The following is a 24,482-nucleotide window of genomic DNA, read 5'->3' as shown; positions in this document are numbered from 1 at the left end:
GGCTACAGGATTTTTTGCAGCTCGACAATATCGACCGGCTTGACCAGCTCGACGATAAAGTTTTGATCGAAAGCGGCGTTCTCCGGTTTGCCGGCCCGGTTGATATAGCCGCAGGGATTGCACACCACGCGGCACGCGCCGATGCGCTAATCGAGCGTATCGTGCATGTGGCCATGCACCCATAAATCGGCTTGCGCGACCAGGCCGTCGAGCTGCGACGCGAACGCGGCGGAGCAGGGATCGGTGGCGTATTTCCGCGCCACCGACAAGATCGACGGCGCCATGTGCGTGATGACTACGCTGCGGCCGTCGAATGGCTGCGCCAGCTTTTCCGTCAGCCACGCCGCGTGCAGCGCATGCAGTTGCGCCGTGTCGTGCGGCGCCAGCTTGCGGCCCCCTTCGCTGGCCAGGCCGAGGCGTTTATAGTCCGGCATACAGGTGAGAGGTGAGCGCCGCATCCATCGCGCCTTGGCGCGCTTCTTCAACGGGCTCCAGCCGTGGAGTGAACGCGGACCACGCCAAGCGGCTTGCACGTATGCTCGCCTTTTTGGATCGTGCATCGACTCCCGCCGAGCTGGATATCCCCGGCTGGCGATTACATCCCTTACATGGTGAGCTGGCGGGATTCTGGTCGCTGACGGTCAGTGGAAACTGGCGCATCATTTTTCGCTTTAGCGGCGCTGACGTCGAGATGCTGGATTATCTGGACTATCATTAAACAAACTTGGATCGCAGACTTGGATCGTCTTGAAAGAGGTAAGTAATGGCGCTGTTCAATCCCCCGCATCCCGGTGAAACGTTGCTGGAAGATGTGATGTCTGCGCTGAATATCAGCGTTACCGAACTGGCACGGCGCCTCGGGCTGGCGCGCGAAACATTGTCCCGCATTATGCATGGCCGTGCTCCGGTCAGCCCTGACCTGGCGGTGCGCCTTGAGCGTGCCGGAATCGGCCGTGCCCGCACCTGGCTGCTGGTACAGGCTGACTATGATTTGTGGCAAGCCGAACACAGGAAGCAGCCGCCCATCGAACGCTTTGCATCGTTTTCCTGAACCTTCCCCTGTGCAAATTTACAACTGTTGAAACTTGATATAAGGATATCTCAAAAGATTCTTTATCGACTATCTTGGCGAACGTTAAGATTGCCGGGTTTGCCGATGCATCTATCCATCATCGGCATTTATCCACGCCTATTTTGGGGAAACAGTCTTGACAGTCCGCCACCGCCACACCCGCCACTCCCTGCCGCTGCGCCGTTTGATGCTGGCCAGTTCGGTCTTGCTGGCGCTGAGCCCGCCCGCGCTGGCCGACGATGATGCGGCTGTCGATCAAGTCACGGTGGTCGGTTCGCGCGCGAAAAACCGCACGGTGTTCGACAGCACGGTGCCGATCGACCGTTTCAGCACGCGCGACGTGGCGAATGCCTTGTCGACCGGCGAGCTGGGCGCGGCGCTGCAAAACTTGTCGCCGTCGATCAATTTCCCGCGTATCGAATCGAGCGGCGCGTCCGATTCGGTGCGCGGCATCCAGTTGCGCGGCTTGGCGCCGGACCAGGTGCTGGTGCTGATCAACGGCAAGCGGCGCCACACCAATGCGGTGCTCGACACCGAAAGCAGTTTCAGCGGCACGGTGCCGGTCGACGTCAATGCGATACCGCCCGGCGCGATCGACCATATCGAAATCCTGCGCGACGGCGCCGGCGCCCAATACGGCAGCGACGCGGTGGCGGGCGTGATCAATATCGTGCTGAAAAACGCCAGGAGCGGCGGTTCGGCGTCGCTCGGCTACGGCGCCAACCATACCGATTTCAAGCCGACCAATCAGCGCCTGACGGATGGCCAGACCAGGATCGTCAACTTCGATTACGGCGTGCCGCTGGGCGACGCGGGCTTTTTCCGCTTTGGCGCGGAAAACCGGCGCCGTTCGCCGACCGAGCGCGCCGGGACTAGCGACGCCGGCTGGACCTCGTCGAATGCGACCCCGGCCGACCTGGCGCTGGACGGCAAGGTGTTGTTCAAGTCCGGCGATTCGAAGCAAGACAATAATTACCTGTTCTATAACACCTTGCTGCCCTTGAGCGGCGCGGTCGACCTGTACTCGTTTGCCACGCTGAACCAGCGCAAGTCCGACGGCAGCGCCTATTTCCGCTATCCGGGCGACCCGTCGAATGTACCCGGCCTGTATCCGAACGGCTACCGGCCGGTGACGCAGGGCGACAAGACCGACTTCAGTCTGGTCGGCGGCGCGCGGCTGGCGCAGGGGGCGTGGAATCTCGATTTGTCGGCCCGTCATGGCAGCGACAAGTTCCGCTACGACGTGACGCATAGCGCCAACGCCTCGCTGGGCGCTGCCAGTCCGACCAGTTTTCACCTGGCCACCTTCGACTTCCAGCAAGATGCATTGAACCTGGATGGCACGCGCGAACTCGACCTGGGCCTGGCGGCGCCGGTCAACCTGGCGCTGGGCGCCGAATTCATGCGCGAAACCTACAAGAGCAGAGCGGGCGATGCGGCCTCGTATGCGGCCGGTCCGGTGCCGGACGCGCCTCCGGGCGCGCAGGCCGGGCCGGGCTTGCGGCCGGCCGATGTCTTCGACGGCAGCCGCAACATCCGTTCGGTGTATGCCGACCTGGAAAGCGAGCTGACCAGGAAATTGTTGCTTGGCCTGGCGGCGCGTTATTCCGATTACAGCGATTTCGGCAGCGCCTCGACCGGCAAGTTGTCAGCACGCTACAAGCTGGCCGACACTTTCCTGTTGCGGGGTTCGGTGTCGAACAGTTTCCGCGCGCCGGCACTGGTGCAAACCGGTTTCCGTTTTTCCACGCTCAATTTCAATGCCGACGGCAGCGCCTTGCAAACCGCGGCGCTGCTGCCGGCCAGCGATGCGCTGGCGCAGGCATTCGGCGCCCAGTCTTTAAAACCGGAAAAGTCGAACAATATTTCGCTGGGCTTCGCGTGGCGCGCCACGCCGGCCACCAGCCTGACGCTGGACGCTTACCGTATCAAGATCAAGGACCGCATCACGCGCAGCAGCGATGTGCAAAGCGATGCCGTGACCAGCTATCTGGCCAGCATCGGCCGCGCCGATATCCAGTCGGTGGCGTTCCTGGCCAACCTGCTCGACACCACCACCCAGGGTTACGATGCGGTGTTGAACCACGATGTGAGCCTGGCCGGCGGCAAGCTGAATCTGAATGCCGCGCTGAACCTGAACCGGACCAGGCTCGACCAGGTGCGACAAAGTTCCGACGCGCTGTCGAAGATCGATCCCGCGCTGACCTTGCTGAGCGATACCACGCTGTTCCGCATCAAGCACGCTTCGCCGTCGAGCAAGCTGATCCTCGGCGCCGATTGGCAGGGCCAGGCGTGGGGATTGCAACTGCGCACCACGCGCTTCGGCGCGCTACAGGATTTTGTCTATGACGACGAAGCACCGCTGATCGATGGCGTGCATGCGCAGCGTTTTGCTGCCGTGTGGTCGGTCGACCTGGAAGCGCAATGGAAGTTGAGCAAGCAATTGACGCTGGCGCTCGGCGGCAACAATATTTTCGACCGTTATCCGCAGCGCGTGCGCCAGACCAATAACGCCACCTACGGCGGCGCCTTGCCGTATAACTTCATCAACCCGATCGGCGTCAACGGCGCCTATTATTATGCGCGCCTGAATTACACTTTTTAACGCTCTTTTTTAAATCGTCACCCCCTCTTTCACCACTTCTTTATCAGGCACACTATGGCATCCCGTTTTTCCAAATTCATCGCACTGGCCGTCTTCAGCACCCTGCTGATGGCAAAAGCCCAGGCCGGTTCGGCGCTGGTCCTGCTGACCGATTTCGGCACTGCCGACGGCGCGGTCTCGGCCATGCACGGCGTCGCTTACGGCGTCGATCCGACGCTGGCCGTGTCCGACCTGACGCACCAGATTCCCGACTACAATATCTGGCTGGGCGCCTACCGCTTGTACCAGACCGCCAATTACTGGCCGCAAGGCAGCGTGTTTGTCGCGGTGGTCGATCCGGGCGTCGGCACCAGCCGCAAGTCGGTGGTGCTGAAAACCAAAGGCGGCCGTTATTTCGTCGGTCCCGACAATGGCTTGTTCACGCTGATCGCGGAACGCGACGGCGTGGCGGAATTGCGCGAAATCGACGAGTCGGTCAATCGCCTGGCCGGCTCGGCCGAGTCCTACACCTTCCATGGCCGCGACGTGTACGCCTATGTCGGCGCGCGCCTGGCGTCCGGCAAGATCACCTATGAACAAGTCGGCCCGAAGTTGCCTGACGATGCGGTGGTCAAGATCGCTTACCAGCAACCGGTGCGCAACGGTAATGTGCTTCGCGGCATCATCCCGGTCTTGGATGAAAAATACGGCAACGTCTGGACCAATATCCCGAAAGCGCTGCTCGATGAATTGAACGTCAAGGCCGGCGACTTGTTGCAAGTGCGTTTGCTGCACGGCGGCAAGCAAGTGGCGCAAGTGACCGCGCCGTTCGAACACACGTTCGGCGGCGTGGCCAAGGGCAAGCCGCTGGTCTACCTGAACAGCTTGCTGGACGTGGCGGTGGCGATCAGCCAGGGCAACTTTGCCGCCAAGCACCACATCCAGTCGGGCGTCGATTGGGAAGTCGAAGTGACGAAAGCGGGCCCGACTGCCGCAGCGAAATAAGTCTTCGGCTATAGTGGCGCATAAACCGGTGTGCCGGGCTGTGCGGCCCGCATGCCGGTCATTTTGTCGATCGCCAAGGAATTTTCTTGATTTCTCCGTTAGAAATAGCCGCCAACGCGGTCATGACCGTGTCCATTGTGTTGGCTGGTCGCAATATCGTCCATTCCTGGTGGCTGGGCATCATTGGCTGCAGCCTGTTCGCAATCCTGTTTTACGACGTCAGGCTGTACGCCGATGTCGTCCTGCAACTCTTTTTCATCGCCACCTGCGCCATTGGCTGGGTGCAATGGCTGCGCGGCGCCAAGGGCAAACCGTTGCCGATCACCCGCGTCAACCTGCGGGCGCTGGGGGCCATGGTCGCCGCCGGCATGGCCGCGACGGTGGTCTACGGCTTGCTGTTGCATACCTTCACCAGCGCGTATGCGCCGTTCATCGATTCCACGGTGTTGGTATTTAGCATCATCGCGCAATTGCTGCTGATGGGGCGGCGCCTGGAAACCTGGGCTTTCTGGCTGCTGGTCAATACCGTCGCCGTGCCGCTGTACGCCAGCCGCGGACTGTATCTGACTGCCGTGCTGTATGGCGCTTACTGGATCAACGCCGTCGTGTCGTGGGGCTGGTGGCGGGTGCAGATGCGCCGCACAGCATGAATGTATCTTCGCGCTTTAGACATAAAATGCATATGCAAGCGATTTTAAATTCGTTCGCCTAATGAAATTGCACAGTTATAGTGCAAGTTCTCAAGATTCACCGGTTCATGTCATGTTGTCTTTCACTACCCCTCTGTCCGACGTCATTAGCCCGATGCTGCCCATGCGATGCATGGCGCGGCGTTCGCGGTCGATTCCCTAGTTTTTCCCGCTAGTCCGCGTCCCATTGCCACCACGCCGTTGTCAACAACGGCGCGGTAAGAACTCCTTTTTCCCCCGAAAAAGATAGCAATCCATCCCAATCCCAATAAGAGGAACCCATGTTGATCAAGCCACTCAGTATTACCCTGGCGATCGCCGCCGCCTTCCCGTCGTTCGCCGCGGCGCAAGAACTGGAACGCGTCGTCGTCACCGGTTCGAATATCCGCGTCACGCAAAAAGAGGGCGCCAGCGCGGTGCAAGTGATCACTGCCAAGGAGCTGCAGGCCAGCGGCAAGTCCAGCATCGCCGACGTGCTGCGCTCGATTTCCGCCAATAGCGGCAATAGCTACAACGAACAATATACCGGCAGTTTTTCAGCCGGCACCGCCGGCCTGTCGCTGCGCGGCCTGGGCCAGAAAAATACGCTGATCCTGGTCAATGGCAAGCGCGTCAGCAGCTATGCGACGGCGCAGGATTTGCGCGAAACCTTCGTCGACCTGAACAGCTTGCCGATGGCGGCGGTGCAGCGCATCGAAGTGCTGAAGGATGGCGCCTCGTCGGTGTACGGTTCCGATGCGGTGGCCGGCGTGGTCAACATCATTTTGTACAAGGAATTCACCGGCACCGAATTGACGGCCCAGGTGGGCGGTTCGACCGAAGGCACCGGCCAGAAAGAGAAGAGCGCGGCGCTGCAGACCGGCTTTGGCCAACTGGAAAAAGATGGCTACAGCCTGGTGTTGTCGGTCGATGCGCAACAGCGCGACAAATTGCAGCAAAGCGATGTGTCGTGGCTGCGCGACGCCGATTTCCGCAACCAGCAGCGCGGCGCGCTGGCGTGGGTGCCGACCAGCTACGCCGGCACCGATCCGACCAATATACTGGGCGGCGCGGGCGGACCGCTGCAATTGACGCCGTACAACAGCATTACGCCAGGCAAGAGTGGCAATGTGCTGGCCTATAATCCGGCGCCGTACCGCACCTTGATTCCCGGCATCCAGCGGGTGCATACGTCGGCGCGCGCCACCGTGCGCCTGAACCAGGATACTGAAGCCTACGCTGAAATCCTGAACAGCTATTCGCGCGCCGACCAGACCTTCAGCGCGCCGCTGACCGTCAGCAGCAACTTACGCGCCTGGAACAATGGCAAGCAAGCCCTCGATAGCATCCCGGTGGTATTGCCGGTCGGTCATCCGAACAACCCGGGCAATACGCCGCTGCCATTCACCGCCACGCTGTTCGACCTGGGACCGCGCATGAAGTCGGACAAAGTCGAGTTTTACCGCGCGCTGGCCGGCGCCAAGGGCACGCTGGCGGGCTGGGACTGGGATGCGTCGTACGGCCACTCGGCCAGCAAGCTGGAGGAAACGGTACAGAATTTCGTCAACCGCTACGAATTCGAGAAAGTCCTGGCCGAAGGAAGCTACAACTTTGTCGACCAGTCGAAAAATAGTGAGGCGGTGCGCAATCGTTTGCGCCTGTCGACGCTGCGTCCGGCCGAGTCGACGCTCGACACCGTCGACTTCTCGGCGGCCCGCGAATTATGGCAATTGCCGGCCGGCACGGTCGGCTTCGCGGCCGGTGCGCAATGGCGCCGCGAGAAAATGAATTCGCACACCTCGAGCGCCGTCTTGTCCGGCACTGAATTGCGTCCGGCCATCAATATCATCGACGGTTCGCGCGATGTGTCGGCGCTGTTCGCCGAATTCAATATTCCGGTGATCAAGGACTTGAACCTGAACCTGGCCGGCCGCAACGACCGCTACAGCGATTTCGGCAGCGCTTTTTCGCCGAAGGCCAGCGTGCGTTACCAGGCTGCCGATTGGCTGTTGCTGCGCGGCACATTGTCGCGCGGTTTCCGCGCGCCGTCGTTGCCGGAAATCACCAACAGTACCTCGGTCAGCTACGACAACGTGATCGACCCGCGCGATCCGGTGACGCCGAACCAGAAGCGCGGCGTGACCTATCTCACGGTGGCCAATCCCGCTTTGCAGCCGGAGCGCTCGAACAACCTGAACCTGGGCTTCGTCATCGCGCCGACCAGTAACAGCAGCCTGGGCGTCGATTATTACCGGATCAAGCAAAAGGGCGTGATCGGCACCGAAAGCGCCGACACCATCATCGCCAATGAAGCGGCGTTCCCGGCGAAAGTCGCGCGCGATGCGCAAGGTCGCATCACCACGCTGTTCCGCCAGTACCGCAACCAGGGCGACCGCGAAGTGTCCGGCATCGATATCGATGCGCGTCACCGCTTGCTCGGCAAGGAGTGGGGCAACCTGACCTTGAATGGCCAGTTGAGCCGGGTATTCCGCTTTGCCGAACCGCTGTCGGACGGCGCGCCGCTGACCAATGGCGCTGGCACCAATTATTTCGGCTCGATCCCGAAATGGCGCGGCGTCAGTTCGGCGACGTGGGATATCGGCCACTGGTCGAACACGCTGACCTGGACCTATGTCGGCAGCTACGCCCAGAGCACCCACCTGGATGAAAGCGTGGCGGCATTCAGCACGCTGGACCTGAACGCGTCGTGGAAGGTGACGCAGGCGGCCAGCGTCAGTTTCATCGTGCAAAACCTGGCCAACAAGCGCGCGTCCTGGGATTATTCGTCGACCAGTTCCTTCGACTTTACCCAAGCCGATCCGCGCGGCCGTTTTGCCGCGGTAAAACTGCATTACAAGTTTTAATGTGACTTGTGCGGCACGGCCTGGCCGTGTTCGCCAGAGATGGTAAAACCCACGGGGCGCTCGATGCGCCCCGTGCCGTTTTCAGCCAGGCTGATGCGGTAGGCGCTGGGCGTGATGCCCATCCGTTCGCGGAACGCGGTGGCGAAGTTGCCGGCGTTGTGAAAGCCGATCAGCAGCGCGATATCCTGCACGTCGATGTCGGTATTGCTCAACAGTTCGACGCCGCGTGCGATGCGCGCTTCGCGGATGAAGGCAAACACCGTCATGCCGGTTTGCTCGCGAAACATGTGCGTCAATTTTTCGCGGTAGGTGCCGACGCTGCGGGCGATCTCGGACAGTTGCGGCAGCGTCGCCAGGTTATCCAGGATCAGGCGCTTGACCGCGTTGACGAACACCGCGTCGGGATGCGGCAGCGCGCCCGGCGCCGTCCCGGCCGCGTCCGGCGCATGCGCCTTGCCGCTGCCGCGCGGCACCAGGTTCAGGTGCACTTCGATGCGCGCCGCCAGTTCGCCCGGTGTAAACGGTTTCGACACATAATCGACGCCGCCGACCTGCAAGCCCATGATGCGTTCGTCGACGGCGTCGGCGCCGCTGAGGAAGATCACCGGGATATCGTCGGTTTCCGGATTCGCCTTCAACAGCCGGCACGCCGTGTAGCCATCCATTTGCGGCATGCGCACATCGAGCAGGATCAGGTCGGGATGGGTGGCCAGCGCCAATTGGTAGCCTTGGAAACCATTAAAGGCGACGCTGAAACGGTACGGCTGCTCGCTCAGCAATTCCATCAGTAAGCGCTGCTCGAACGGCGAATCGTCGACGATCAGGATACTTTTTTCGGTGACTTGGCTGGGTAGATGCATAGCAGCGGGCCATTGGCCAAAAAGCAAGTGTGTGGCTTATTATGCCTCGGTTGTAAATTTTTTTCTGCTTTTCTCTGAATTCAAAAGAAATTTCGCCGTGAGCAAAAGCCGGTTTTTTTTAGATCGATAATAATTCATTCAAGCATTGATCTAAAGCAATGTCACTTGCAAAAAAATCTGTCTTGCAATTGAATAAATTTTGCCGCCGGACTACCGCATCCACGTCTCCGGCCGCGTCATTCTGATACGTTTTTTTATCGTTCGTCCTGGTTTGCGTGCCCTAAAAACCGCCGGCAATACTGTGACTATCCGCCCGGTCCGACTGGATCGGGTTCCATTGATGCTACATCATCAGGAGGTTCCATGTTACGCGCCAAATTGTCTGCCATCGCTTTGATTTCCACTGTTGCCGGATTGATGCCCGGCGTAACCGGCGCCGCCGTGTATTCGAACGGCACGAGTACCGCGACATTCGATGTGACGTTGAAAATTATCGCCAACTGCATCATCGCGGCCGCACCGCTCGACTTCGGCCAAAGTCAGGGTGTACTCACTACTGCCGTTAACGTCAATACGACGCTGAACGTCACGTGCACCGCCACCACGCCGTACAACATCGGCTTGAACGCCGGCACCGGCACCGGTTCCAGCGGCACCACGCGCTTCATGAACGGCACCGGCGGCAATACCGCGACGGTGCAGTTCAACCTGTACCAGGCCGCCGGCACCACCGTCTGGGGCAATACCCAGGGCACCGATACGCGTTCCGGCACCGGTACCGGACTGGCCCAGCCGATCACCGTGTATGGCCAGGTGCCGGTGCAGACGACGCCGATCCCGGACTCGTACAAGTCGACCATCACCGCGACTGTGTACTTTTGATCCCGCGGTTCATGAAAGAGCGCCTGCCGTTTTTTCATTTGCCGCGCCTGCCGCTGCTGGCGGTGCTGGCCTGCCTCTGGCCGGTGCCGGGCGGCGCGGCGAACCTGCAGATTTCGCCGGTGATGATCAATTTCCTCGCCGAACAGAATTCGGCGGGCATCAATTTGCAGAACCTCGGCGTCGAGCCGATGGTCGGGCAAGTGCGGGTATTCCTGTGGGAACAGCAAAACGGCGACGACGTGCTGACGCCGACCCAGGAAGTGGTGGCCAGTCCGCCCATCGTCGAGGTCGCGCCGAGCAGCCGGCAAACCATCCGCCTGGTGCGCACGCAGAAAGCCGGTGGCGGGGAGCGCACTTACCGCGTACTGATCGATGAATTGGCGCGCGAGGATGGCAGCGGCAAAAGCGGGGTCGATATCCGGCTGCGTTATTCGGTGCCGGTGTTTGTCGCGGCGCCGGGCGGGCCGGGCAAGGAAAACCTGAGCTGGACTTTTTTCAGGAAGGACGGCGACTGGATGCTGCGCTTGCAAAACAGCGGCAACTACCATGCCCAGATCGGCGCCTTCAGCGTGGCCAACCAGGCCGGCAAGAAATATGTGCTCAGCGAGGGTTTGTTCGGTTATGTGCTGGCCGGCCGCATGCGCGAATGGCGTTTGCCGGTGGCCAGGGATGCCGACCTGAACGGCGCACTGACATTGACGGTGAATGTGAATGCCAAGGCGCTGATTGCAAAAAATACGACGCAAGAATGAGTTTGAGCGTAGCTCTTGATGAGGCTGCTCGATGACAGGTGCACGGCGCTACGCAAATGCTTATGTAGTGTGCTTCGCCGTGGCGGGCGCGGTGGCGGCGGTGCCGCTGGCGCGGGCCCAGAATGCCGCGCTGGCCACCTTGTCCGCCGCAGCGGGAGCGTCGGGAACACAAAACGATTTATATCTGGAGGTCACGTTGAACGCTGAAGCAACCGGCTTGATCATGCGCTTTACGCCAGCCGGCAAAGGCTTGCGCAGCAGCGTGGACAATCTGCGTCAGCTCGGGCTGGACCCGCAGCGCTTCGGCCTGTCCGTAGCGGAAGAAGTCGAGCTGGATGCGATCCCCGGCCTCAGCTATGAATACGACGCGGCCCGCCAGAGCCTGGCGCTGCGCGTCAGCGACGCCTTGCGCATGCCGTATCAAGTCAGCGCGCGCGGCAGCCAGCGCGCACCGGCGGCCACGGTGACGCCGGGCGCGGTGCTCAATTACGAAGCCTATGGCGAATTCGGCCGGCAGCGCCGGCTGGCGCTGTTCAACGAGCTGCGCTATTTCAATGCCGAGGGCGTGTTCAGCAACAGCGGCACCGCCAACTGGTCGCCGCTCGGCAATCAGTACCTGCGTTTCGACACTTTCTGGAATCATTCCAATCCGGAGACGCTGGAATCGTTCCAGGTCGGCGACGTGATTTCCTCGTCCTTGTCATGGAGCCGTTCGGTGCGCATGGGAGGCGTGCAATGGCGCAAAAATTTCCAGTTGCGGCCGGACTTGCTGACTTTCCCGGTCGCCTCGGTCGGTGGCTCGGCGCTGGTGCCATCGTCGCTGAGCCTGTATGTCAATGGCATCCAGCAATACTCCGCGAATGTGCCGAGCGGGCCGTTTGTATTGAACCAGGTCGCCGGGCTCAACGGCGCCGGCCAGGCCACCGTGATCACCCGCGATGCGCTGGGCCGCGACGTCAGCACCACGTTGCCGCTGTATGTCGATACGCGCATGCTGGCCAAGGGCCTGAGCGATTATTCGGTCGAGCTGGGCGCGCTGCGGCGCGATTACGGCAGCAAGTCGTTCAGTTATGAAAAATCGCCGGTGGCCAGCGCGTCCGGCCGCCATGGCGTCAGCGATGCGCTGACCGTCGAAGGGCACGCCGAGCTGGCCAGCGGCGTGTATAACGGCGGCGCCGGCCTGCTGTGGCGCGCCGGCCAGTCCGGCGTGTTCAATACGTCGCTGTCGGCCAGCGGCGGCACGCGTCGCGGCGCACAGCTGGGCGCCGGTTATCAATACCTGGGGCAGCGTTTCAGCATCGATGCGCAAACGCTGCGCGCCACGCCCGGTTTCGGCGACCTGGCGTCGCGCGACGGCAGCCTGACCATCCTGGCGGCCGACCGCTTGTCGCTGAACCTGGCGCTGGCCGGCAGCCAGAGCCTGAGCTTCAGTTATATAGGCTACCGGGCGCCGCAAACGCCGTCCGCGCGCATCGCCTCGCTGTCGTATTCCGTGACGCTGGCCAAGGACCTGTTCCTCAGCCTGAGTGCCTTCCAGGATTTGAACGCACGCGAGAAACGGGGCTTTTTTGCCGGACTCAGCATGGCTTTCGGCGAGCGCATGTCGGCCAGCGCCAACCTGGGCCGCCAGTCGGGGCAGGCGAACAGTACGTTCAGCCTGCTCAGCACGCCGGATTTCGGCGGCGGTTTCGGCTGGGGCTTGCAATCGGGCACTTCCGGCGATACCCGCTACCGCCAGGCGCGCCTCGAATACCTGGGCAGCGACGGGCGGCTGTCGGGCATGCTGCAAAGTGCCGGCGGCAATAACGATTCTTCGCTGGGCGCTTCGGGCGCGCTGGTGTTGATGGATGGCCACCTGGCTGCCGCGCGCCAGGTCGGCAGCGGTTTTGCGATGGTGTCCACCGGCGGCATCGCCGGCGTGCCGGTGCTGAATGAAAACCGCCAGATCGGCGTGACCGGCGGCAGCGGCTACATGCTGATCCCGAATTTGAATCCCTATGGTAATAACCAGGTCGCGGTCAGCATGGATGACTTGCCGGTCGATGCGCGGCTCAGCAGTTCGAGCATGAACGTGGTGCCGAAAATGCTGTCCGGCGTGCTGGCTGAATTCCGCGTCGAGCGCTACAGCGCCGCGACCATCATCGTGCATGGCCGCGACGGCAAGGACTTGCCGTCCGGCCTGCCGGTGCTGCATGTCGAAAGCGGCAACCGCACCTTGCTCGGTTATGACGGCATGATCTTCATCGACGATTTGCAGGCCGATAACCATGTCCGCATCGGCGACGGCGACGATCTGTGCGAAGTGCGTTTCAGCTACCGGCGCAGCGACAGCAGCGGCTTGCCGGTGATCGGTCCGCTGACCTGCCTGCCGTTGATACCGAAGGAGGGCAAATGATCCGTCGCGCCCGTCTGCTGCTGCTGACCCTGCTGCTGCTGTGCGCCGGCGCGGCGCGCGCCGATGTCTGTACCGTCACGATGTCGGACATTAATTTCGGCCAGGTCAGTCCGATCGGCGCCACCGACTATACCGCCACCGGCACCGGCAGCGTGTCGTGCACCTGGTCGCTGCTGTCGCCGACCTTTCCATTCATCCTGCTGTTCCCGAATGTGGTGGTGTGCCTGAATGCAGGGCTCGGCAGCAATTCGCTGACGGCGACGCCACGCACGCTCGGCAATGGCAGCAACCGCATGGAGTACAACCTGTACCGCGACGCCAGCTACGCGGCGGCGTCGATCTGGGGCGGCCCCGGCGTAGTCGGCGCGACCACGCCGATCTCGTTCAGCATGACATCGCCCAATATCCTGATCGGCGGCACGCTGGTGCAAGCGTTCACGGTGTACGCAAAAATTCCAGTCGGCACTACCCTGGCGGCGGTGCCGACGGTGGCCAACAGCGACACCGTGTACAACTCCAGCTTCACTGGCGCGGCCACTATCACCTACGCGTTTTATAACCTGATCAAGCCGGCCTGCACCCCCGGCAGCAGCAATACGTTTGCGTTCCAGGTCAATGCGACGGCGGTGAATAACTGCACCATCACCGCCACGCCGCTGGCGTTCGGCACCAACAGCGTGTTGACCGGCAATGTGCGCAGTACCGCGACCTTGTCGGTGCGCTGCGTTAATAACAATGCTTACCAGATCGCGCTCAATGGCGGCCTGGTGACGGCCAGCGTGGCCAACCGGCAAATGAAGAATGTCAGTACCGCCGATACCGTGGCTTACCAGTTGTCCGCCATGCTGGACGGCCCGCTGTGGGGCGACGGCACGGCCGGCACCAGCATGGTCAGCGGCACCGGCACCGGGGTGGCGCTGCCGATCACGGTGTATGGCCGGGTACCGGCGCAAGGCACGCCGATTCCGGGCGATTACAAGGATACGGTGACGGCGACGGTGTATTTCTGACGTGGTGGTGCTTTAGAAGGTGATGGTCCAGATGGGCGACGGGCGAGTAAGCGGTGCGGCTTCGGCCTCGACTTTGCGCGGTGCATCGGTGCTGGCGGCGGCCTGCGGCGCTTGCACATGGTAGGGACTGGCGAACTGGCAATTGACGGCAGGTCCCGCCGGCAGAGGGGTGCCGGAGGCGATGGCGCAGCTTTCGCGCACCACGAAGGAGACCTGGAACGTGGCGCCGCTGGTGCCGGCGTTGGCAAGTTGGCACAGGCACAGCATTACTGGCAGCAGGGAAAACTTCAAAAAGGTCATGTCGTATGCAGTCTGGAACGTAGTGAGAAGTGCGGCATTGCAAGCGTATCTGGAAGGCATGTGGCCATTTTGATGTAGCGCAGGTATCGCTGCTGACTTCCTCTTATTTGTTGGGGCAACAACGTCGTGTGATGAACGTTTGGACAGATGTAATTTTACTCTGCGTAAACATTCATAAGTTTTTTTGTCAGGCTGGGCAGTTCAAAACAACAAAAAGAGTGATTTTTGGTGATATTTCTTCATGGTAATTATCACTGATTCTCACTGGGCAGCAGACCGAAAAATGCACTTTTTCGGTGGTTTTTGATGAATAAACCGTGAAAACGGCAAAAAAGGGCATATCAGGATTTCATTTCGATAGTCACTGGGTAGCCGGGAGCGATTCCAAGCTGGGTAATAGTTTATCGGCAAGACAGTAAATTCTGATTGAGCGATTTTTTCCCTTCGGGGCGATACGTTGATGTTTGGAGGTAATAATGAAACATACTAATTTCAACAACATGCCATGCCCTATCGCACGTAGCCTGGGCAAGGTAGGCGAGTGGTGGAGCATCCTGATTTTGCGCGAGGCGTTTTATGGCAAGTCGCGCTTCGACGAGTTCGAAAAGAGCTTGAAGATCGCGCCGACCATCCTGACCCGGCGACTTGCCGACCTGGTCGAGGGCGGTTTGATGACCCGCCGCCTGTATTGCGCCAAACCGCCCCGCTACGACTATGTATTGACCAAGTCCGGCCGCGCCTTCAAGCCGGTGTTGTTGGCGTTCATCGCCTGGGGCAATGAAAACTTTGCCCCGGAAGGCGCCAGCCTGGTGATCGCCAGCCGCGATACCGGTTTGGCCGCCGATCCGGTACTGGTCGATGCGATGACCGGCTTGCCGATCAACGACGAGTATTACGGTTTTGCGCCGGGACCGGCAGCCAGCGACAGCATGCGGACGATTATTTCCGATGCCGAGAAAGGCACCCATAATGCGCCGCCGCCAGCCAAGGTATCCAGTTTTTCGAGCATGGTGTGGCCGGCCGAGCGGCGTCCTTCATAGCCGGTATTGCCGCCGTCAAGGGCCGGCCCCGCTTGAAGTTTGCTGCAGAGCAGAGCGGGGACGTGTCCCGGCGGTATATTGGCGCTGCGGGCATGGTAGAAATGTCATGCAGGCGCCATGCCGGTCCGCGTGTGTCCGGTGGCGCAGGTTGATGGCCACAGGAGATAGTGCGATGAAAACCATGATGCGAAGTATCCGGCTTGCCAGCCTGGCAGCCATCACCGGCGCGCTGCTGTTCGGCGCCGCTTGCAGCAACCACCACCATGCCGACGGCGTGATCCTGAGCGGGGCGCAGGAAGCGCCGCCCAACGACAGCCGGGCCACCGGCAACAGCATGATCAAGATCGGCAGCGACAAGTCGGTCTACGGCGAAGTGAGGTTTTCCGGCATGGTTGCCAGCGTCGCCCATATCCATCAAGCGCCGGCGGGTGTCGCCGGGCCGGTGATCGTGCCGCTGATCAGGATCTCGGACACCGCGTTCGCGGTGCCGCCCGGCATCACGCTGAACGATGCGCAATATGCCGCCTACCTGGCCGGCAAGCTGTACGTCAACCTGCATAGCACGGCCTTCCCGAACGGCGAAATCCGCGCCCAGCTGCATCCCCGATAACTGACGTTGCCGATAACGGCGTGGCGGGCATGCCTTATCCGGCCCGGCATACCGCTCGCTGAACTTGTGTTCGCCGGTAGTGTCCAACTTCTGTGCAACAGAGCGTGGCGGCACTTGCCCCCATGCGTGAAATTCACCGATCGAGGGAAATAAAATGCATAAGATGCTCGCAGCAAGAAGAATCTGGCGGCGGTTTTTCGGCATATCGCTGATGACGATGTTGTGCGGCGCGCTGGTCGCGCAAGCCCAGGGTACGGCGACGTTGAGCCGGGCCGACCAGAAACTGGTGGTCGAGCTGGCGCAAGCGAATATGGCGGAAATCGACGCCGGTAAATTGGCCGCCAGCAAGGCGCAGAATCCGCAACTAAAAGCCTTCGGGCAGCAAATGGTCGACGACCACACCAGGGCCTTGCAGGAAGTACAGCAACTGGCGCAAGCGAAGGGCGTGGCGCTGCCGGCCGAAACCGACAGCAAGCACAAGCAAATGGCGCAAAAGCTGGCCGGCCTGTCGGGCGACGCCTTCGACCGCCAGTATGCGGCGCACAGCGGGGTCGACGACCATCAAAAGGCCCATGCCTTGCTGCAAAGAGTACAGGCGCGCGCCAAGGATCCCGACCTGAAGGCGCTGGCCGCCAGGCTGATGCCGGCCGTCGACCAGCACCTGACGTCGGTGCAGCAATTGAATGCGGCGATCAAGGGCAACACTGCCAGCGGCACGTCCGGCACGGCCGGCAATACTGGCGGCTCGGCTCATCCGGCCACGCCTGCCGCCAATCCCGACACCAGCGCGCCGGGAGCGCCCGGCATGGCGCCAGTGCCACGCGGCAATCAACCCGGTACCCAGCCTGGTGTGTATCCTGGCGTTCAACCGAACCTCCCGCCCGCCGCACCGGTCAAGCCGGGAACATGAGCCGGGTGCCTGGTCCGGTCATTTAGTGGCAGGCCGATTGCTCTGCATGACGCCGGCCGGAGACGCAGCTACGGGCGGGCCGCTCCGGCCATGGGCGATCCAGCCGCCGGCGGCGCCGGCCAGCGCGATCAGCAGGGTCGCGCCGTAGCGCTGCCATGGTATCGGCGCGCGGTCGGGACGGGCTGTCAGCCTTGGCGGCGCTGTTTCATCGGGCAACCGGTTGAAGAAGATGCGCAAATTCCTGTTTTGCCGGGCATAGTCCGACATGCGCCGCGCCTGGTCCGGGTGTTGCGCGAGGTAAGCCTCGACTTCGGCATGCCGCGCCGGCGGCAGCACGCCATCAACATAGGCGTGCAGCTCGGTTTCGGTGACAATGATGGGTGTCATGCATTCTCCTTCATCATGGCGACGCAGGCGCAGGCGCAAGATGCAGGCCGCGGCAGGCGGACGCCATGATCGTCGATTTGTCGATTGGCGGCGGCATCAGTCGCTAACGACGTGCCACAGCTGTTTGGCATTGTCGCCGTTGCGGTCGCCGGCTTTCTGGTCTTGCACGAACAGATACAGCGGCTTGCCGTGGTAGGCCAGTTGCTTGCTGCCGTCGTCGCGTGTGACCACCGAGTACGGCGGCTTGACATCTTGCGGCGCCGCGACCGCCGGCCAGGCGGTCAGGCAAGCGCCGTTGCAGACGCTCTTGCCGCTGTTGGCGACGTCCTTGTCGAAGGTGTAGACGGTCATGCCGGCGCTATTGACGAGGATGCCGTCGGTCTTGACGAGTCCATCGGCGGCCATGGCGGAAGCACCGCCCAGCAGGGAGGCGAACAGCACTGGCAGACAGGCGAAGATTGGTTTCATGTGAGCTTCCTTGAGTGATATGAACAGGGTAAATGGGGGATACTTAGAGCCTATCCCAGTAGATGAATACGCCCTGTTCTGGCGCTCCTCAGGAACGGGGACTGCGTTGATCGTCGTCGCGTGGCCCGCCACGCGTCCTCCTCACGCCTGGTCCGCGCTCTTGATGCGCGGCCAGAACAAGACGCTCACTACTGGGATAGTCTCTTAGACATATACGTAAGTTAGCCGCAAAAAAATCCGCCTTTTTCAAAAATATTTTTGCATCAGCGCCGACATCGGCGGTTCGCCAGCCGCCAGGCCGGCCGCGATGCCGCTGCGGTCCGCTTGCGAACGGTTTTGGCTGGCTTTCCATTTGCCGTCGATGCGGCGCAGTGGAATCTCGATGCCGACGATCGCCGCCAGCATCCTGGCGATGTAATCGGGCGGCGCGTCGGCGACCCGCCACGGCGCCGCCTGCCTTGCTTCGTGCCGGTCGGTCAGCCGTTCCAGCAGGGCCAGCAGCCATTCCGGATCATGGATCGCGCGCAGCGTGCCGTGCGCATGCACCACCGCATAATTAAAGGTCGGCACGACCTTGCCGCTGCGCGCCTTCTCTTCATACCAGGCCGGGCTGATGTAGGCTTGCGGCCCCTGGAACAGCACCATGGCCGGTGCGGCCGCGCGCCACAGCGGATTGGCCCGCGCCACATGGGCGCGCAGCGTGCCGAACGGCGCATCCGGGGTCGGCGCGGCGATGTCGAACGGGACATGGTCGGCGCACAGTTCGCCGCCGTCGAGCCTGACCAGCGCACCGAGCGGATGCGCCGCGATCAGCGCATGCAGCACATCGAGCCGGGTTTCATTGAAATGGGAGGGCGTGTACATAGCGGATATCAGCCGTGCGGCATTGCAGGGTGCGGCGCCGCAGTACCTGCGTCAGAGTGCATGCGGTGCTCCTTTATTGTGGCTGCGGCGGACGGATGATCCAGCCGTTGTCGACCGCCGCAAAACCGATCTTCGGATAATAATTCATCGCGCTCGGCGCGGCCAGCAACAGCAGCAGCGTGGCCGGGCTGTTCATGCCGCGGGTGCGTTCGGTCAGCGCCGCGCCGATGCCGCGCTGTTGATAATCGCGGTCCACCGCCAGGTCGGCCAGGTAGCAGACCGCGCAGAAATCGCTCAGCGAGCGGGCCACGCCGACCAGCTTGTCGCCGTCCCAGGCGGTGATGAGCAAGTCGGCCGTGTCGGCCATTTTCTGCATCAGTCCGGCGTCCTGGGTGCGCCGGTTCAAGCCGGCGCGCGCGAAGATCGACGCCAGTTGCGGGCCGCTCAGTGCGCGGTCGGTATGTATCACGATGTCTTGCATGGTTTAATCCGGATGGGTGGAGGTAACGCCATCTTAAAATTCAATTTGGCTTTTTAAAATAGCCAATAACTGCTATTTTAAGAATACCAATTTATGGATCATCATCATGCAAGCCAAGCAATTCCTGAGCACGCTCACCATCGATCGCCATCATCCTGCGCCGCTGTTTCGCCAGTTGTACACGGCGCTGAAGGAGGCGATCCTGGCCGGCGCCATCGGCCCCGGCATGCAATTGCCGCCGACGCGCGAGTTTTGCCGGCTGCTGTCGATCTCGCGCCAGACCGTGCTGAACGCCTATGCCCAATTGATGGCGGAGGGGTATTTGACGGGCAGCGTCGGCAAGGGCACGTTTGTCAGCGGCGACTTGCCGCTGGCTGAAAAAACGCCGGCCGCGCCGGGCTTGCTGCGTCCCTTGTCGCGGCGCGGCGAGGAGGTCGCGGCGGCCATGTCGCAAGTGGCGTACCACGGCAGCAAGCTGCGCGCCTTCCGCGTCGGCATGCCGGCCATCGAGCATTTTCCGTTCGACGTGTGGAGCCGGCTGGAGACGCGCCGGCGGCGCCGTTCGCCGGCCCATCTGATGGGTTACAGCGATCCGGCCGGTTATCTGCCGCTGCGCGAACTGCTGTGCGTGTACCTGAAGGCGGCGCGCGGCGTCGATTGCACGGCGCAGCAAATCATCATCACCTCCGGTTCGCAACAGGCGCTGTTCTTGCTGTCGACGATCTTGCTCGGGCCGGGCGATGCGGCGTGGATGGAGTCGCCCGGTTACCGCGGCGCCAGCGCGCCGCTGCACGCGTGCGGCGCGCACGTGTTCCCGGTGCCGGTCGACGAACAAGGCTTGAACGTGGCGTATGGCGCGGCGTTTTGTCCGCACGCCAAGCTGGCCTACGTGACGCCGTCGCACCAGTTGCCGCTGGGCGTGACGATGAGCTTGCAGCGCCGGCTGGAATTGCTGGCCTGGGCGGCGCAGGCGAAAGCGTGGGTGATCGAAGACGATTACGACAGCGAATACCGCTATACCGGCGCGCCGCTGGCGTCGCTGCAAAGCCTGGACCGGAACGGCTGCGTGATCTATGTCGGCACGCTGTCGAAGGTGCTGTTTCCCGGTTTGCGGCTGGGCTACATGGTGGCGCCGCCGGCGCTGGCCGGCGCGCTGGTGCAGGCCAAGGCGGTGATCGACCGGCATACCGCCATCGTGCCGCAAATGGCGCTGGCCGACTTCATCGCCGAAGGCCATTTCGGCCGCCACATCAAGCGCACCCGCGACCTCAACGCCAGCCGGCGCGACCTGCTGCTGCGTGGCATCGCGCGCGAGCTGGACGATCAATTGCGCTGCGGCCCGGCCGACAGCGGCCTGGAATTGAGCGTCTTTTTCCGCCAGGGCCGTGACGAACAGCGCGTCGCGGCACAAGGACTGGAGCGCGGCATCGAATTGCGTCCGCTGTCGAATTACGTCGGCCCCGGCGCACCGGCCGAGTGCCGCGCCGCGCCGGGTTTGCTGCTCGGTTTCGCGATGCTGGACGAGGCCGAGATGAACCATGGCCTGGCAGTTCTCTCCAGCGTCTTGCGCGGCCGCTGATCCTCGCCACTGATACTCGCAACCGATCCTCTATACTGACAATCTCTGCCCTGAATGGATATTGCCATGACCACCCTCCGCTGCGTCTGGGCCAACCTGGCCAACCCGCGTTATATCGCGTACCACGATACCGAGTGGGGCGTGCCATGCCATGACGAATTGCGTTTGTTCGAAATGCTGAACCTGGAAGGCGCGCAAGCGGGACTGAGCTGGGAAACCATCCTCAATAAACGCGATACGTACCGGACCGCCTTCGACCAATGGGACGCGGCAAAGATCGCCGCCTACGGCCCGGACAAGGTCGCCGAATTGCTGGCCAATCCCGGCATCGTGCGCAATAAATTGAAAGTCGCGGCGGCCATCGGCAACGCCCGGGCGTACTTGCGGCTGCGCGCCGAGGGCGGCAGCCTGGACCAGTTATTGTGGTCGTATGTAGGCGGCCAACCGATCGTCAATAATTGGCAGCCGGGGCAGTTCCCGGCCAGGACCGAACTGTCCGACCGGATCTCGAAAGACTTGCTGAAACGCGGTTTCAAGTTTGTCGGCTCGACCATCGTCTACGCTTATTTGCAGGGCATCGGCGTGATCGACGACCATGCGCCCCACTGTTTCTGCCGCAGCCGATGATCCAGGATTTGCTTCAGCGCTGGCACGGCCAGCCGCGCTGCGTGATACTCGACAGCGACTTTGGCGATGGCGCGCGATTTTTATCGGCGCTGCAGGCGTGGCAAGACCATCCGCGCCGGCCTGTGATTTTGCATTACCTGGCCATGTCGCCGCAGCCGGTGGCCATCGCTGCGCTGCCGCAGGAATTGCGGGCGCAGTGGCCGCCGTTCGTGCCGGGTTTTCACCGCATGGCGCTGCGGCAGGGCCGCGTGATACTGGACTTGCTGATCGGCGATGCGGAAGCCAGCCTGGTCCAGATCGATGCGTCGCTGGATGCGGCATGGCTGCCGGCCCCGCTGCGTTCCAGCACCGTGCTGGCGCGCCTGATGTCTCCCGGCGCCAGCCTGCATGCAGCGCAATTGGACGATGCGCAGCGGCTAGCCTTGATCAAGGCCGGTTTTGTGTTCGGCGCGGATGGCCTATCGGCCGTGTTCCACAGCCGCCGGCCGCCAGCCGTGCGGCCGGCGCTGGAGCGCCGCGCCATCGAGCGCCGCGCCATCGTCATCGGCGCCGGCCTGTCGGGCGCGGCCGCTTGCGAACGGCTGTGCGCGCGCGGCTGGGACGTGACGCTGATCGAACGGCATGGCCAGCCGGCGCAGGAAGCGTCCGGCAACCTGGCCGGCATCTTCATGCCGGTGCTGTCGAAGGACGACAATCCGGCCACCCGCCTGAGCCGCGCCGCCTACCTGTTCGCGCTGCGCCACTGGCGCAACCTGGGCAACGGTTTTGAAGGCCAGCAGTGCGGCGTGCTGCAACTGGCGCGCGATGCGCGGCACGCCGAGGTGCAGCGCCAGATCGCCGCCAGCGGCGCTTATCCGCGCGACTTCGCCCGCTGGCTGGATGCCGCTGAAGCGGGCGCCTTGCTGGGCGCGCCGGCGCCGCATGGCGGCTGGCTGTTCGGGCAGGGCGGCTGGGCCTATCCGGCGTCGGTGTGCCGCATGATGCTGGACGCTTGCGGCCCGCGCCTGACGCGCATCTTTGCCAGCGGCGTGGCGGCGCTCGAATACGGCGCCGGCGAGTGGCGCGCGCTGGATGCGGATGGCCGCCTGATCGCCCAGGCGCCGAGCGTGATCCTGGCCAACGGCAATGGCGCGGTGCGGATTCAACAGGCCGGCAGTTTGCCGCTATCGGCCGTGCGCGGCCAGGTGACGCACCTGGCCGAGGGCAGCTTGCCGGCGCCGCCGCTGGTGGTGTGCCGCGAAGCGTACCTGACGCCGGCCGCGCACGGCGTGGTCTGCGCCGGCGCCACCTACGACCTGGATCATGAGCGCGCTTTGCGGACATCGAGCCAGCAAGAAAATCTGCACAAGATCGCCGCGATACTGGATATTGCGGCGCCCGATGCGCCGCTGGCCGGCCGCGTCGGTTTCCGCTGCGTCGCGACGGACCGCTTGCCGCTGGCCGGCGCGCTGCCGAATCCGGCCATTGCAGGGCGCTGCGAGCGCTTGCGCGACGTGCCGCGCTGGCCCGGTCTGTTCGGCTTGCTGGGCTACGCCTCGCGCGGCCTGATCTGGGCGCCGCTGGCGGCCGAACTGTTGGCCGCGCAACTGGAAGGCGAGCCGCTGCCGCTGGAAAGCAGCCTGGCGGCCGCGCTCGATCCGGGCCGGTTTTTATTGAAGGAACGGCGCCGCCACGGCCCCTGAATGGTCCCCATATACGTTTTTCGGCTTTGCATTCTCTTTTTTATTTGTTTTACGAACAACATAAGTTCGCTACAGTAGGTTGACTGCGGACGTAATGACGTCATCGCCACCACACGCCACACCAACCCCGGGAACCGCCATGAACCATCGCGCCTCCGAGACGGAGCTAGTGCTGTCCGCCTCCGCCATTCCGCCCGCGCCGCATTGGGATTTGCATTTGATCGTCGATGAATTGCGCCAGGTGCGCCAGCGCTGGCGCGGCGGTTTGCCGCGCCACCAGGAATGCGGCGCGCGCGAATTCCCGTCGCGCCAGCGGCTGCGCGAAATCGTCGGCCTGCTGTGCGCGGCGCTGTTTCCGATGCGTCTCGGACCGCTCGACCTGCACCCGGAAAGCGAGGATTTTTTCGTCGGCCACACGCTCGATACTACCTTGACCGGCTTGCATGAACAGGTGCGCCGCGAACTCAGTTATTACGCCAGTCAAAACGGCACCGAGGATTCGCCGGCGGCCATCGAGCAGCGCGCGCTGGCCATCGTCAAGCGCTTTGCCTTGACCTTGCCGCGGATCCGCGCGCAGCTCGATACCGACGTCGAGGCGGCCTATCACGGCGACCCGGCGGCGCTCAGCGTGGACGAGGTGCTGCTGTGTTATCCGGGCATCCTGGCGATCATCCATTACCGCCTGGCGCATACGCTGCACAAGTTCGGCGCGCCGCTGGTGGCGCGCATCGTCGCCGAGGTGGCGCATTCGGAAACCGGGGTCGACATCCATCCCGGCGCGGTCATCGGCAGCAGTTTTTTCATCGATCACGGCACCGGCGTGGTGATCGGCGAAACCGCCATCATCGGCGAGCGGGTGCGGATTTACCAGGCCGTCACGCTGGGCGCCAAGCGCTTTCCGGCCGACCAGGACGGGGTGCTCAAAAAGGGCTGGGCCCGTCATCCCATCGTGCAGGACGACGTGGTGATTTATGCCGGCGCGACGATTTTGGGAAGGGTGACGATAGGCCAGGGTTCTGTCATCGGCGGCAATGTCTGGCTGACCCGCAGCGTTGCGCCGCATACCAATGTCACCCAGGCCCACAACCAGAACGAAGGCTTCGACACCGCCTCCGTACAACAATGAGAAAGATCCCATGCTGATCAAACAATTCGGACTGGCCGTGCGCCAGTTGCGCGAGGGGCGGGGCTGGTCGCAGGAGCGGCTGGCCGAGGCGGCCGACCTGAACCGCTCCTTCATCGGCGAGATCGAACGCGGCGTGGCCACGCCGTCGCTGCTGACGATCGAGAAACTGGCCGGTGCGCTCGGCATCGGCCTGGCCGGGCTGATGGAGCGCTGCGAGCTGGCGCTGGCGGAATAGGGCGCCGGCGACACATGCAGTGAGGCGCGGCCGCTGTTGGCACCAATATCACGGCTCAGCCAAGGAAGTGTTGTACGAGGC

The 24,482-nt window shown here is 62.6% G+C and carries 26 protein-coding genes; 18 read left to right on the top strand and 8 right to left on the bottom strand.

Translation table 11 applies throughout. The features are described 5' to 3' along the window. Positions 1-2: 2 nt before the first annotated feature. Together GJA_RS28545 and GJA_RS22390 are read right to left on the bottom strand one after the other, a co-directional pair. Positions 3-128, bottom strand: coding sequence for a hypothetical protein (locus GJA_RS28545; RefSeq protein WP_277914408.1), 126 nt, complete (start codon positions 126-128; stop codon positions 3-5). Between the two features lie 18 nt (positions 129-146). Then, entirely contained in the window at positions 147-434 is a 288-nt protein-coding gene (locus GJA_RS22390; protein WP_051781253.1) for a metallophosphoesterase family protein, read from the bottom strand. Positions 435-445: 11 nt separating this feature from the next. Here GJA_RS22390 and GJA_RS22385 point away from each other — a divergent pair, with 11 nt between their 5' ends. From GJA_RS22385 to GJA_RS22360, 6 genes are all read left to right on the top strand, one after another. Continuing rightward, positions 446-718 (top strand): type II toxin-antitoxin system RelE/ParE family toxin, encoded by a 273-nt coding sequence (locus tag GJA_RS22385; RefSeq protein ID WP_051781252.1) that lies wholly within the window; start codon positions 446-448, stop codon positions 716-718. A 45-nt stretch (positions 719-763) separates the two neighbouring features. After that, a complete protein-coding gene (locus GJA_RS22380; RefSeq protein ID WP_038496778.1) occupies positions 764-1,051 on the top strand; it encodes a HigA family addiction module antitoxin in 288 nt (95 codons plus the stop codon). A 157-nt stretch (positions 1,052-1,208) separates the two neighbouring features. Beyond that, on the top strand, positions 1,209-3,677 hold the full coding sequence (locus GJA_RS22375; RefSeq protein ID WP_242404604.1) for a TonB-dependent receptor plug domain-containing protein: 2,469 nt from the start codon (positions 1,209-1,211) through the stop codon (positions 3,675-3,677). A gap of 54 nt (positions 3,678-3,731) precedes the next feature. Beyond that, positions 3,732-4,661 (top strand): SAM hydrolase/SAM-dependent halogenase family protein, encoded by a 930-nt coding sequence (locus tag GJA_RS22370; protein WP_038496776.1) that lies wholly within the window; start codon positions 3,732-3,734, stop codon positions 4,659-4,661. Between the two features lie 86 nt (positions 4,662-4,747). After that, positions 4,748-5,311, top strand: coding sequence for a nicotinamide riboside transporter PnuC (gene pnuC, locus GJA_RS22365; RefSeq protein WP_038496773.1), 564 nt, complete (start codon positions 4,748-4,750; stop codon positions 5,309-5,311). Between the two features lie 320 nt (positions 5,312-5,631). Beyond that, positions 5,632-8,193: a TonB-dependent receptor plug domain-containing protein gene (locus GJA_RS22360; RefSeq protein WP_038496770.1), complete on the top strand. Its 2,562-nt coding sequence runs from the start codon at positions 5,632-5,634 to the stop codon at positions 8,191-8,193. On the opposite strand, the gene GJA_RS22355 is transcribed toward GJA_RS22360, so the two are convergent. Next, a complete protein-coding gene (locus tag GJA_RS22355) occupies positions 8,190-9,053 on the bottom strand; it encodes a response regulator transcription factor (RefSeq protein ID WP_081905535.1) in 864 nt (287 codons plus the stop codon). The genes GJA_RS22360 and GJA_RS22355 overlap by 4 nt on opposite strands. 417 nt (positions 9,054-9,470) lie before the next feature. Between GJA_RS22355 and GJA_RS22350 the strand changes: the two genes are divergently transcribed. From GJA_RS22350 to GJA_RS22335, 4 genes are read left to right on the top strand one after another with little or no spacing between them, the layout of a single operon-like run. Continuing rightward, positions 9,471-9,935: a Csu type fimbrial protein gene (locus GJA_RS22350; protein WP_439951402.1), complete on the top strand. Its 465-nt coding sequence runs from the start codon at positions 9,471-9,473 to the stop codon at positions 9,933-9,935. An 11-nt stretch (positions 9,936-9,946) separates the two neighbouring features. Further along, entirely contained in the window at positions 9,947-10,687 is a 741-nt protein-coding gene (locus tag GJA_RS22345; protein WP_081905534.1) for a fimbrial biogenesis chaperone, read from the top strand. Between the two features lie 31 nt (positions 10,688-10,718). Beyond that, positions 10,719-13,082 (top strand): fimbria/pilus outer membrane usher protein, encoded by a 2,364-nt coding sequence (locus GJA_RS22340; protein WP_038496765.1) that lies wholly within the window; start codon positions 10,719-10,721, stop codon positions 13,080-13,082. Then, entirely contained in the window at positions 13,079-14,092 is a 1,014-nt protein-coding gene (locus GJA_RS22335) for a Csu type fimbrial protein (RefSeq protein WP_038496762.1), read from the top strand. Before GJA_RS22340 ends, GJA_RS22335 begins: the two co-directional genes overlap by 4 nt. Positions 14,093-14,104: 12 nt before the next feature. Here GJA_RS22335 and GJA_RS22330 read toward each other — a convergent pair whose 3' ends face one another. Continuing rightward, positions 14,105-14,392, bottom strand: a complete 288-nt coding sequence (locus GJA_RS22330) for a Csu type fimbrial protein (protein WP_038496759.1) — start codon at positions 14,390-14,392, stop codon at positions 14,105-14,107. Between the two features lie 476 nt (positions 14,393-14,868). Between GJA_RS22330 and GJA_RS22325 the strand changes: the two genes are divergently transcribed. The 3 genes from GJA_RS22325 (at position 14,869) to GJA_RS22315 (ending at position 16,952) form a co-directional block, all read left to right on the top strand. After that, a complete protein-coding gene (locus GJA_RS22325; RefSeq protein ID WP_038496757.1) occupies positions 14,869-15,432 on the top strand; it encodes a winged helix-turn-helix transcriptional regulator in 564 nt (187 codons plus the stop codon). Between the two features lie 181 nt (positions 15,433-15,613). After that, on the top strand, positions 15,614-16,042 hold the full coding sequence (locus tag GJA_RS27895) for a CHRD domain-containing protein (RefSeq protein WP_167541142.1): 429 nt from the start codon (positions 15,614-15,616) through the stop codon (positions 16,040-16,042). Between the two features lie 154 nt (positions 16,043-16,196). After that, on the top strand, positions 16,197-16,952 hold the full coding sequence (locus GJA_RS22315) for a DUF4142 domain-containing protein (protein WP_242404603.1): 756 nt from the start codon (positions 16,197-16,199) through the stop codon (positions 16,950-16,952). Positions 16,953-16,970: 18 nt separating this feature from the next. On the opposite strand, the gene GJA_RS22310 is transcribed toward GJA_RS22315, so the two are convergent. The 4 genes from GJA_RS22310 to GJA_RS22295 form a co-directional block, all read right to left on the bottom strand. Continuing rightward, positions 16,971-17,339 carry an anti-sigma factor family protein gene (locus tag GJA_RS22310; RefSeq protein ID WP_051781249.1) on the bottom strand — a complete coding sequence of 123 codons (369 nt, stop codon included), beginning with the start codon at positions 17,337-17,339 and terminating at the stop codon, positions 16,971-16,973. A gap of 96 nt (positions 17,340-17,435) precedes the next feature. Then, the gene (locus tag GJA_RS22305; protein ID WP_038496755.1) at positions 17,436-17,807 is read right to left on the bottom strand and encodes a COG4315 family predicted lipoprotein; all 372 of its coding nucleotides are present in this window, start codon (positions 17,805-17,807) and stop codon (positions 17,436-17,438) included. Positions 17,808-18,053: 246 nt separating this feature from the next. Then, positions 18,054-18,671 carry an FMN-binding negative transcriptional regulator gene (locus GJA_RS22300; RefSeq protein ID WP_038496752.1) on the bottom strand — a complete coding sequence of 206 codons (618 nt, stop codon included), beginning with the start codon at positions 18,669-18,671 and terminating at the stop codon, positions 18,054-18,056. A 73-nt stretch (positions 18,672-18,744) separates the two neighbouring features. After that, positions 18,745-19,152: a GNAT family N-acetyltransferase gene (locus GJA_RS22295; RefSeq protein WP_174525988.1), complete on the bottom strand. Its 408-nt coding sequence runs from the start codon at positions 19,150-19,152 to the stop codon at positions 18,745-18,747. A 106-nt stretch (positions 19,153-19,258) separates the two neighbouring features. Between GJA_RS22295 and pdxR the strand changes: the two genes are divergently transcribed. The 5 genes from pdxR (at position 19,259) to GJA_RS22270 (ending at position 24,401) form a co-directional block, all read left to right on the top strand. Then, complete coding sequence (pdxR, locus tag GJA_RS22290) at positions 19,259-20,731, top strand: MocR-like pyridoxine biosynthesis transcription factor PdxR (RefSeq protein ID WP_051781248.1); 1,473 nt, start codon at positions 19,259-19,261, stop codon at positions 20,729-20,731. A 66-nt stretch (positions 20,732-20,797) separates the two neighbouring features. Further along, positions 20,798-21,358 carry a DNA-3-methyladenine glycosylase I gene (locus GJA_RS22285; protein ID WP_038496749.1) on the top strand — a complete coding sequence of 187 codons (561 nt, stop codon included), beginning with the start codon at positions 20,798-20,800 and terminating at the stop codon, positions 21,356-21,358. Continuing rightward, entirely contained in the window at positions 21,355-23,040 is a 1,686-nt protein-coding gene (gene mnmC1 / locus GJA_RS22280; protein ID WP_051781247.1) for an FAD-dependent 5-carboxymethylaminomethyl-2-thiouridine(34) oxidoreductase MnmC1, read from the top strand. The genes GJA_RS22285 and mnmC1 overlap by 4 nt, the downstream gene beginning before the upstream one ends. Positions 23,041-23,212: 172 nt before the next feature. Further along, positions 23,213-24,166, top strand: a complete 954-nt coding sequence (gene epsC / locus GJA_RS22275; RefSeq protein WP_242404687.1) for a serine O-acetyltransferase EpsC — start codon at positions 23,213-23,215, stop codon at positions 24,164-24,166. A gap of 10 nt (positions 24,167-24,176) precedes the next feature. After that, positions 24,177-24,401, top strand: a complete 225-nt coding sequence (locus tag GJA_RS22270; protein WP_038496746.1) for a helix-turn-helix domain-containing protein — start codon at positions 24,177-24,179, stop codon at positions 24,399-24,401. The last annotated feature ends 81 nt before the right edge of the window (positions 24,402-24,482 follow it).

Origin of the sequence: Janthinobacterium agaricidamnosum NBRC 102515 = DSM 9628, assembly GCF_000723165.1 — a bacterium.
GTDB classification, from domain to species: Bacteria; Pseudomonadota; Gammaproteobacteria; order Burkholderiales; family Burkholderiaceae_D; genus Janthinobacterium; species Janthinobacterium agaricidamnosum.
This window is presented reverse-complemented; position numbering and strand designations above follow the sequence as displayed.